Source organism: Candidatus Binatia bacterium, from assembly GCA_036382395.1.
In the GTDB taxonomy this organism is placed as follows: domain Bacteria; phylum Desulfobacterota; class Binatia; order HRBIN30; family HRBIN30; genus JAGDMS01.
Genome location: DASVHW010000413.1, coordinates 1 through 10,399, shown reverse-complemented (window position 1 = coordinate 10,399; position 10,399 = coordinate 1). Strand labels below are relative to the sequence as shown.

Below are 10,399 nucleotides of genomic sequence, written 5' to 3'. Positions count from 1 at the left end.
GAAGTCGATCGACACGAGATCCTTGGCATGAGTGGCGAGGAAGGTCCGCCAGGTGGGTGACGGCGGTTTGGAGCGGCGTACGCGGTACCTCTCCACCGTCGACTTCGCCACCTCGATGCCGAGCTTGCGCAGCTCACCCATTCTGCGGGGGGACCCCCACGTCGGATTGGCTGCCGACATCTTGCGGATCAGGTCCCGGATCTCCTTACCGAGCGGCGGGCGGCCGCGCTGGCCGTGGCGGCTCAAGCGCGTCCAGTACTCTCGGAAGCGTTGGCGCTGCCAAGCGATCACCGTGCGGGGTTGCACGATCACGAGGGCCGCTCGCCATCCGGACCAGGCGCGTGAGAGCCAGGCCCACAGCAGACGGTCGGCTGGTCCGAGCCGCGGGCAGCGCCCGGCTCGTTGGTAGACGGCGAGCTGGTGGCGCAGGGCGAGGATTTCGATCTGCGGCGCCAGTCGGGAGCGGACGATGGAAGCGAGGCTTGTCACCACAGCCAGCACCACGGCTTGCATGGCCGCATGCCTATCGTGGCCGCCAGGCGGACTCAATGCCGTCTCGGCAGCCGTCGATGGCCATCGAAATTACATGCGAGATTTCAGGATGATCGAATTCTCGGGACCCACAGCCAAACTGGTGCCAAAGATTTCCCGGCTGATCGAGCCCGTCGACAAACCGGTGTGAATCGACGCTCGGCAGCCAGTGCGCGTACCAGGCAAGCGTGGTCGTAGGCTTCGCATGCCCGAGTTGACCGCTCACGTAGGTGATCGGCACCCCGCGCTCCAGGAGTTGTGTGGCGAACGAATGGCGCAGATCATACGGACCGCGAAAGCCGGAGAGGCCGGCGCGCTTCACTTCAGGGCCTCGCCGCGCTGCTCAGGGAGGTTGTCTTCGAGCACTTTGTTACTGTATGGTGTGTGTGCGCTGGCATGGCTTGAGGACATCTGAGACCTGGCTCCCGAAGTTCGGCGCTTGTGCGGTGACCTGTTCGGGCCGCGAACGATCGCAATGTCATCGGACAAAGTCCCATCGCGCACTTTGGCGAGAGTCTCGCTGAACAGGACAGCAATACATTCTCTGCTGCTGGCGCTGCTATGGCAGCCGATTGCCGCCTGTGCTGGTGCTTCGCCATTCGAATGCAGCGATGGGCTCTTGCAGAAGCTTCCTTCCCGCGCATCAACGGCACCGACCGGCAGCGAATTCGCTCACCGCGTGGAAGCGCTGAGCGGGGCAGATCGCGAACAAGCGATCGAAGCTGAACTGCTGGACGGCGATATGCCGCAGTTTCTACGCAGGGTCGTGCCGATTACCATGAACGGCGAGCTGCCAAACGGCCAATCTGTCGAGGTGACCGTCTGCACTTTAACTGACTACCTGGCGATCGGCTCGGATCGCGATTTTCTGATCGTACCGATGAGCCTGGCAACCGCCCTGACGGTAGCAGGCCGTTTTGGGTTCACGTTACCGACCAGCAAAATGGTTGATGCGATCTATCGGCAAGCCGAAGTGCACCTTGCGCCGCAGCCGTTGCCGGCCAGCGATCAGATGCGCTCCACTGATTACTATCGTCATCACAACGAGCTGATCGCAGAGCAGCGCATGGCGCTTGGGGTGCTGCCGGGTGTGCTCACCGCCGGCCACAAGAAGGATCTGGTCATCACCAATCGCCTCTGGCGATACCCGGATCGCGTGGCAATTTATGGCTGGCATAGGGGCATCAACAGTCCGATCCAGCCGCTGAGTACCGTTCATGGAGTGCGGTATGCCGACTACAGCCATGGGACACGGCTGGTGAGTACTACCATTTTCATGGACGGCAGGCCGATGTCGATTTTCGAAGCCCTGGCTGACCCAGGACTTTCCCAAGTGCTCAGTCGGGAAGGTCCGCTGCCGCGCCTAAGCGATCTCATCAGCAGGCTGGCCCCGCCCGGAGTCGATCTACTCTCTGCGCATTCCACGGCGCGGCTCCCGTCCCAAAGTGCTCTCGACGATGTGACGAACATGATGCATTGATTGTGAGTTCTTGCCGTCGCCCTAGCGCGACGGCTCGTATTCCGGGAGAGCGGTCGACGCCGGCACTGTTCCGGGCGTCTGCAGACCCTTGCAGCACCGAAAACCCAAGTGATAGTTGGCGTGGCTGTGTTCGTCCATCACTCGTGAACCGTGCCAAAACGGCGCCCGCCATCGACACCAGTCCTCGTGGGCATGGTAGGTATCGAAAATGAACCAACTGCCCTTCATTTCTGTGTAGCCCAGGCTGGTGCTTCCCTGGCTGGCCATCTGCAGCGGATTCAGAGGCAGATTCATGTGCTCCGCCGCGTTGCCATTCAGATCGTAGACTCCGAGCGCACTACGGCATCCCGGAAAATCGCCGGCTGGGTACGTGTTGGAACCGCATCTCGACCATGAGCCGCCGCCACACTCAGGACTTTTCCGGCTGGCCGCGGCACAGACGCCTTTCTGATACGATGGGCCGTAACTCCAGGACCGGTCGGCTTGGTGAACGCGGTTGTGGGCCGCGCCCATGCGGCTGACCGCCACGTTCGGACTGACCCCCGCGGCCAGATCGAAGCGATAGTCGGGTTTCTCCAGACTGCCGGCGCACGCTCCCTCCCATTCGTGAGCATCACAGATCCGCTTTCCCTCCGCCGCGCACAGCTCGGCGGCCTCGCGGGCGCGGACCCACACAACCGGATAGGCGCAAGGAATATCGGGATATTCGAATTGGTCGATGCACGCCTTGGCCTGTTCGGGGGTCTCGGAAGCGCGATTGTAGAGAGGCGCCATGTATTTCGCGCCGCAGATGCGTTCAAACTCAGGCTCGGCGTAATTCACTGAACGCTGGTCGAGCTTGGCTTGACATTGTTGCGGCGTGTCGGGGTGCTGGGTGATGGCTGGGTTGCCTTGTCCCATAAACCCCGATTGGGCAAAGATCGCTCGGACCGCTTGCATCTGTGATGCCGTGAGGCCGCGAGCGGACTGCATCTGACGAAACATCTGCTCATTCTGTTGCTGCAGGGTCGCTTCACCGGCGGCCCCTGGGGAGGCCATGAATACCATCGAACACATGATCAACGACGGCAGCTTTTTGATCATCGCGTCGCCTGCCGCGGCACGAGGTAAAAGAAGTCCCGGTTGTCGGGGTAAAACAGGAATCTCAAGACCGGCCCGCGGTCCGTCTGCTTCTCGCTTGCTGCCATGCTTCGAGCCAGGTACTCAATTCGCAGTTGCGCTCCTTGCCGGAGGTACAAGGCAAGATAGGTGAGTTCGGGCGCGTTCATGTCAAGGTGCATTGCGTACCGGCAGCGATAGGCCTGGAACACCCGCGCCATCGCGGAAGGGGTGGCGGTCGAGAAGTAACCATACACCAGGAACCGCCGAGTTGGCGTCTCCTGCAGGCACGCACCGGCACGCAGCGAGCGCAGTTCCTCTTCTGCGGAGCCCGACCAGTTCCCGGGTCCCCAGCGCGCGACGAGCGAACCGGGAGACGACGTGTTGGTTGCCGAATCGTGCTCGATGAGCGGCACGCCGTTTTGCCGCGCATACTTGATACGGGGGAGTAACACGTTATCGCCCTCAGTCCAGGTTTTCATCGCGACCGTGCCATCATCCAGTACATACAGGGTCGCCAGGCCCGGCAAAAGTTTGCTGAACACGACTCCCTGCTCCAAGAATCCATAGTGAGTGCCATGGTTTTGTTTGGCCAACGCCCCGTACCGGAAGGCGCCGTGCTCACGCTTGAAGCCACCGGTGAAAGTGGCGATGGTGCGGGCGGCGAGGTCAGGGCTGATCATTCCGTTGCTCACCAATGGCTCGGCGGTGCTGATGCCATCCGGCCCCGGAAGGCCGCCGCGCACTTCCCTCGGCGGACGATTGGACCAGCCCACGCGCGGGTGATCGGTGCCCAAGGCAAAACCGAGATCGAACTCGGCCAGATCGAAGGCCACCAGATAGTCCAAGGCGCCTGCTTCCGCGGCGTCCAGCTTGTTGACGACGCCGGGATGGCTCTCGAGAATTGCCGAGGAGATCATCTGCGGTTGAACGATGCTCACATACACCCCCGAAACACCGCTGGCCGGGTACCATTGCCCAGGGATCAACGTGTCTTTCGGCTGGCCCACATCGATGCCGAGATTGTCTGGTGTCATCCGACGGGAGGATTTCCCGGTCTCCAGCGATGCTGCCAGAGGCCGGTCCTGCTCTATCAGCCCAGCGGGAGGCGAGGCGGAGGCCGCGGCGGCGCTCCCCTCTTCTGCGAAGCGATCGCTGAAGAACCCCTTACGCACGAGGCCGACGATCTCCTCGCCACCCCAGACGTGTTGTCGCAGGAACTCGCTCGTCCACTCCAACGCCGTGTAGCGCCCCGCCGCCCGGTTGCGCAGGTAGAGATGGCCGTCGCACAGGGCGGCGTAAGGCAGAAACGAACGGCGCGCCTCTTCCAGCGGGCCGGTGCCGGCGCCGGACCACAGCTCGCACGGAACGCTGGAATCTCCATGCGAGATTTCAATGCCGTGGGCGTTAGCCGCGCTCAAACGAATGGTCTGCTCGCGGGGGTATGGATTTTCGAGATGATAGGTAACGTGCCCGCTGGCAGTTCCCCAATCCAGCGTCAGCAGGAACCAGATGTTGATCTCAGGATTGAGGTTGATGAGCGTGGAGTTGCCACGGTGAGTGTCGGTTCCCTCCGCGGCCATGCTTTCACTGCGGCGGAACTGCTGCAGTTCGATGATCGTCTTCGCGCGCTCCTCCCGGTATTCAGCCGCCTGACGGGCGAGGACGACGGCTCGTTCGGACTCTTCAGTGCCCGGCGCACTCGGCACGCGGATGAGGAAGACGGCTAGGAGGATCACTCCCGCCCATGCGACGTACGATCGCTGCCGTGCTCGCCTCATCGACACCCTTTCAATCCGGCCGGTGACGGCCAGGTCCAATCCGATCAGTGGCACGGAACATGCCAAGTTGTTCGGCCAGCACCGATGGTCGCACTGGCGTGCGTACGTCTCCGGAATTGAGAAACATCCCCGTGTGCCTCGCCAAAACTCCATCCACCCTGCTCAGGCGGCCTCTCTGCACTCGTAGCGGTGGTGAAGGCCGCCGAGACGGGGTACTGAGGTGACTCTGGCAGTCGGCGACGACGGTGGGCACCCGGTTTTTGACGGGCTCCGTCGGTTCCGGCCGCTGGAAGCAACGGGATCAACTCGTGCACTGGTTCGGCAGAACCGGCAACGCGTGGGGCTAGGCGAGGCCGAGCGCCTGCTCCTGCGCCTGCCAGAGGGCCGGGAGATCGAGCCGCTGGGTGAGGGCGCTGGCCGTCAGGTCCTCGGGCTGGCGGCCGTCGACGATGGCCTCGACAATGGTGGGCGCCAGAAAGCCCACCCGAATGAGCCGCCACACGTAGCGGTCGCTGACCCGCTCCCGCCGGGCGATGTCGCCCACCGACGGCGCACGGCCCGAGAGCAGGTCGTCTGCCCAGCGATAGGCGCGGGCGACCGTCTTGAGCAGCGCACCGTCGACGCGCGAGGGCGGCGCGCTGGCGTCCAGCACCAGCCGCATCTCGATCCCACGCCGTCGGATCTGCAGCGGAACGCATCGCGTGAGCACGAGTCCATGCGCGAGCGCGGTGGTGCACTCGTCGCCGCTGGGAAGCGGCATAGTGAGCGACACCCGCAGACCGTCCGCCGTGAGGTCGACGCGATCAGTCAGCTGCCCCAGCACCGGCGCGGCGTCGGTTACCACACGCAGGCGATCCCTCCACCCCTGGGCGGCCGTGAAAATCGCCGGCAGGCGGCTGGCGTCGAGGCCCGCGGCCTCGGCCGCTTCCGCGAGGGCCGAGCGGTCGGCGAGCAGCTGCTCCGCCACGGCGCGTACCGCACGCTCTAGCTCTTGTGCCGGGACGCGCCACCCGCGTTCAGGGTGCTCCTTCGAGCCGTGGACCAGTTCGCGCGAGACGTAGTACCGGTAGTGGCGCGCACCCTTGGCCGTCCCCTGCACATACAGCGGCTCACCCCGCTCATCGAACACCTTGCCAGCTAGTGGACTGGGTGGGACCTGGTGCGGACGTTGGCCTCCCTGGCGCGCCGCCTGATCGTGCAGCCGCTCGTGGACCCGCTCCCAGAGCGTGCGGTCCACAATGGCCTCGTGCTGTCCCGGATAGCGGTCGTGCTTGTGGCGGATCTCGCCGATGTAGGTGGGGTTCGCCAGGAGTACGTACAGCGCCCCGCGCGAGAAGGGCTTCCCGCCCGAGCGGATGCCGGTGCGGGCAATGCGGACCTTGGACACGATGCCGCGCCGAGCGAGATCGGTCTGGAGCCGCCGCACGCAGCCGAGCTTCAGGTAGCGGCGGAAGATGGCTCGTACCGTCTCGGCCTCCTCTAGATTCACCACCAGCCGGCGCTCCCGCAGGTCATAGCCGAGCGGCGGGACCCCGCCCATCCACATCCCTTTGCGCTTGGAGGCCGCGATCTTGTCCCGGATGCGCTCGCCCGTCACCTCGCGCTCGAACTGCGCGAACGAGAGCAGCACGTTGAGGGTAAGCCGTCCCATGGAGGTCGTGGTGTTGAACTGCTGGGTGACGGCGACAAAGGAGACGCCGCGCGCATCGAAGACGTCGACCATCTTGGCGAAGTCGGCCAAAGCGCGCGTCAGCCGATCGACTTTGTAGACCACAATCACGTCGACGAGGCGCTCGCGGATATCCGCGAGTAGCTGCTGGAGCGCGGGCCGTTCCATCGTGCCGCCCGAAAAGCCGCCGTCATCGTACGCTGTCGGGACGAGCCGCCATCCTTCGCCCGCCTGGCTGCGAATGAAGGCCTCGCACGCCTCGCGCTGCGCGTGCAGCGAATTGAAGTCCTGCTCCAAGCCCTCCTCGGAGGACTTGCGGGTGTAGATGGCGCAGCGCCGCAGCTTAGGCTGGGGGCGGTCCATTGGCGGCCCTCCTGTCCCGCGTGCGCCCGAGGCCGAAGAAGCGGGGCCCCGACCAGCGCGTCCCGGTAATGGCGCGGGCGACCTCCGAGAGCGAGCGATACCGCTTCCCGCGCCACGCACAGGCCGTCTCCAGGACGGTGACCCGGTGGCTGGTGCCGTGCCACTCGCGCACGAGCACGGTGCCCGGCGTGACCGAGCCAGAGGGGCGCGCCGGGCGTCCGGCTTCGGCGTCATCGGAGAGCTGGAGTAAGAACCGGCGGGTGGCGGGTCTGAGGCCGCCCAGCGCGCGCTCCTGCAGGCGGTAGGCGAGCGCCCGGATGAGTACGGGACGGTTCAGCCCTGGTGGGGGTGCCGCGCCGCAGAGGGTGACCCACAACTGCTTCAGGGCGGTCGGGTCGAGCGCGGACAGGCCCGCGACATCCCGTGCCAGATCGCCACCACCGCTGCGTGGCGTGAGAGTCCGACCTGGCGATTTTGCCTGTAGCATGGAGACCTCCGTCGGGGTCCATGAGCGCTCAGTCTGCGCCGGAAGTCCAGTCCGTGACCAACGCTCCCAAGCTGCCTAATGGTGGAAAGAATTCAGCCGATTCTGGGCAAGCGTTCGCGGTTCGCGGCAGGGTACTGGCAGCGGGCTGCTAGCCGGTGGTTCGGGGCGCTGGCAAGCTCTTCGGGGCCGCACCTCGACGGTGGTCCCTGCATGGCCGCTCCGAGGGACGGGGACGCCGCTTGAAGGCCCAGATGGGATTTTGGCGAGGCACACCCCCTCTACCTTCCGGTGTGGCCCCGGCCGCAGGCGGCAAGGTCAGGGTTTGGTGGCACACACGACGGAGTCCATCCATTCCCCGCGGCGGAGATACTTGACCTTCACAAAACCCGCGGATGACAGGTCTTCATGAAGTTCGTCGAACGTGAACGTGCCGCCTCCGGCTGTGGCGACCAGCATGTTGACTGCGAACAGGGCGCCACCCGCAGGGCGCGTGCGGGATGGGTCCATGACAATGTCGCGAATCAGGATCCGTCCACCGGGTGCCAGGGAGGAATACACCTTCGCGAACATCGCCCGGTTCTGCGCTCGCGAGTTCTGATGGACTATGGCGCTCACCCAAGCCAGGTCGGCTCCGCTCGGCAGCGCGTCGCTATAATAACTGCCCGGGACCAGCCGCACCCGGCTGGCCAGACCGACCTTCTTCATTATGCGCCTCGCCATCGGGATGACATCGGGCTGGTCGAAGATGGTCGCACAGGCTTCAGGGTTGAGCCGAAGGAAGGGGATCGTCCACGTGCCGGAGGCTCCGCCCAGGTCCAGCAGGTGCCGGAACTTCAGAGGTCCAAGGCTGCTGATGAGCGGCAGGGCCATGGGCTCGGATATCTCGTGCATTGCCCGGATGAATGAGACCAGGTCGCCCCCGGCGCCCCGGACGCTCGGGCGGCGCGTGGCAGGCTTACCGCGCAGCACGACACTGGCCAATTGTCCCCAACTGCGGAGGCAGTTGCCGAGGTGACGGGCCATGCCCAGCATGCTTTGCGCTCCGGTCTCTGTGAGCACCTCGGCCACTGCCGGCAGGACGCGGTAGACGGGTCTGCGGCCGGAACTTTTTTCCAGCAGTCTGATGGCGGCGAGCGCATCCAACAGAACGATTGTGGCCCGAAGGTCCCCCTTGATCCGTCTGGCCAACTGCGCTGCGGTCATCGGCTTGGCGTGCAGGATGGTGAAGACGTCCAGTTCCGCTCCGGCGATCACGACGCATGACGGCTGGAATCCGCGCACCAAGTCCATAATCGCTTTCCCACTTAGCTTCTCTTTCGTTCTCATGGGCCTCTCCCAACCTAATTGTTTCAACAGAACAGATGCGACCGCATCCTCTCCAAGTGGTGAATTGCTCCCCGCGTCGTCCGAGGATCACGAGCAGTGTGGCCGTGGAGCTTGGTTGCGAGTTCATCGCTCCCACCGATTCTCGGTTAGCGGCGCTGCGGACGGAATATTGGCGAGGCACAGGATCACATTCCTGACTTCCGCGATCCGGCGAACATCCGGCGCTTGGCCAGCTTGCTGCGCGAGCAGCACATCACCGACGTGTTCGCGCACGTGTCGCCGGCCGACATCGACGGCGACCTGCCGGCGGTGGATCACGCACAAGTTGAACGCTTCCTCGATGCGTTCGTCGGCTTTCGGGTGATATGCCGCCAACAAGGAACTCGTCCCGATCCGAGAATAATCAGGCCAGGAAGCCCACCGCTGCGAAGTTACCCCGTCAGTTGCTGCAAGAACCGCTGCTGGAAGTCTGACAGGTCGCCCGGATAGACCGCAGCAAACGCGTCGCTGCGATTGTGCGTGCCGAACGCTTCGAGCAGCGCCGCGAGCTTGCGGGCACTATAGCGATCGATCAACATCCGCACGGCGAGGTAACTCTCCGCGTAAGCTACCTCGACGCGATCCTTGGAGAGCCCGGCGAACGAAGCGCTCAGCTGGTCCAAGGAGAACAGCTCCCGCCCGGCGATAGTGTTCTTGGCCCAGCCCTCGGGGTCTCCGTCGTGCTCCTCTTCAGCCCAGACGGCAAGCCCCTCGTTCAGCCACACCGGGCAGTGCCCCTTGCTGAGGCGGGCGACCAGACTATGTGCGTATTCGTGCCGCACGATGCGTGCTAAAGCGGGATCGTTCTCGCTCAAGCCGCGCACCGGCAGCTTGATGCGGCCGTCGTAGGCGGCCCCTGCCCAGTCCGGCGTCTGGGTTACGGCGTGAAAGTCCTGCTGGGTGTAGAGCACGACCGCCGTCGGCTCGTCTGGAAAGCGTCCGAGCTTCGTGCCGACGAGATCGTATGCATCCTCAAGGGCATCGAGCACCTGGCGGACCGCGCTGCGATCGCCGTTGTCAGCGAAGCTGATCCGGAAATGACGACTGTTCTCCTGCACGAAGTCCCACTCGGCGTCGACCTCGCGGCTGAGCTGCCTCACCAGCGTGTCCAGCTCGGACCCACGGGCGCCGGCGTCCTTAGCCCGATCCAGCAGCTCGAGCGCGGCGGGACGCTTGTTCTTCGCCAGGCAAACCTGGGACAGCGCCAGCAAGGCGTTCGGGTCAGTCGGGTTCAGACGCACCGCGGCTTCCAGCGGCCGCGTCGCGCGGTCGTAGTCGCCTTCGCGCACGTAGGTAATGCCGAGGGCGGCGAGCACCTCTGCGCGGTCGCCCAGCGCCGCCGCCTGTTGCAGGTGCGCCGCGGCCTGCTCCAGATCGTTGCCCGTCAGCTCGGTCACGCCCCAGTCGAACAACACCGTCTGCAGGTCCTGTGTGAGGGCCGGGGTATCGGGTTGGCGCCGCAGCGCGTTCTGCAAGCGCTCCACCGCCGCGGCATACTCGCGAGCGCGTACCAGTCGAATCGCCTCGGCTTCGATATCCACTATCGCATGGCCAGTGTCGGTTGCGGCGCTGAACAGTCGGTCCTCAACGTGCGCCTCGCTGTGCACCGGCGTCGAGGGCAATCT

At 64.7% G+C, this 10,399-nt stretch carries 10 protein-coding genes; 1 reads left to right on the top strand and 9 read right to left on the bottom strand.

Annotated elements, in window-relative coordinates:
• A partial coding sequence (locus tag VF515_20270) for an integrase (GenBank protein ID HEX7409961.1) occupies positions 1-513 on the bottom strand: 513 nt, incomplete at its 3' end.
• Between the two features lie 10 nt (positions 514-523).
• Positions 524-853 (bottom strand): tyrosine-type recombinase/integrase, encoded by a 330-nt coding sequence (locus VF515_20265; GenBank protein ID HEX7409960.1) that lies wholly within the window; start codon positions 851-853, stop codon positions 524-526.
• A 153-nt stretch (positions 854-1,006) separates the two neighbouring features.
• Here VF515_20265 and VF515_20260 point away from each other — a divergent pair, with 153 nt between their 5' ends.
• The gene (locus VF515_20260) at positions 1,007-2,011 is read left to right on the top strand and encodes a hypothetical protein (protein HEX7409959.1); all 1,005 of its coding nucleotides are present in this window, start codon (positions 1,007-1,009) and stop codon (positions 2,009-2,011) included.
• A gap of 21 nt (positions 2,012-2,032) precedes the next feature.
• Here VF515_20260 and VF515_20255 read toward each other — a convergent pair whose 3' ends face one another.
• The 7 genes from VF515_20255 to VF515_20225 form a co-directional block, all read right to left on the bottom strand.
• On the bottom strand, positions 2,033-3,094 hold the full coding sequence (locus VF515_20255) for an SUMF1/EgtB/PvdO family nonheme iron enzyme (GenBank protein HEX7409958.1): 1,062 nt from the start codon (positions 3,092-3,094) through the stop codon (positions 2,033-2,035).
• Complete coding sequence (locus tag VF515_20250) at positions 3,091-4,890, bottom strand: hypothetical protein (GenBank protein ID HEX7409957.1); 1,800 nt, start codon at positions 4,888-4,890, stop codon at positions 3,091-3,093. Before VF515_20250 ends, VF515_20255 begins: the two co-directional genes overlap by 4 nt.
• A gap of 343 nt (positions 4,891-5,233) precedes the next feature.
• The gene (locus tag VF515_20245; GenBank protein HEX7409956.1) at positions 5,234-6,922 is read right to left on the bottom strand and encodes a recombinase family protein; all 1,689 of its coding nucleotides are present in this window, start codon (positions 6,920-6,922) and stop codon (positions 5,234-5,236) included.
• Complete coding sequence (locus VF515_20240) at positions 6,903-7,409, bottom strand: DUF2924 domain-containing protein (GenBank protein ID HEX7409955.1); 507 nt, start codon at positions 7,407-7,409, stop codon at positions 6,903-6,905. The genes VF515_20245 and VF515_20240 overlap by 20 nt, the downstream gene beginning before the upstream one ends.
• 315 nt (positions 7,410-7,724) lie before the next feature.
• The gene (locus VF515_20235) at positions 7,725-8,735 is read right to left on the bottom strand and encodes a methyltransferase (protein HEX7409954.1); all 1,011 of its coding nucleotides are present in this window, start codon (positions 8,733-8,735) and stop codon (positions 7,725-7,727) included.
• Between the two features lie 123 nt (positions 8,736-8,858).
• Positions 8,859-9,110: a hypothetical protein gene (locus VF515_20230; GenBank protein ID HEX7409953.1), complete on the bottom strand. Its 252-nt coding sequence runs from the start codon at positions 9,108-9,110 to the stop codon at positions 8,859-8,861.
• A gap of 56 nt (positions 9,111-9,166) precedes the next feature.
• Positions 9,167-10,399, bottom strand: a 1,233-nt coding sequence (locus tag VF515_20225; protein HEX7409952.1) for a peptidase MA family metallohydrolase, incomplete at its 5' end; no start/stop codon positions are given.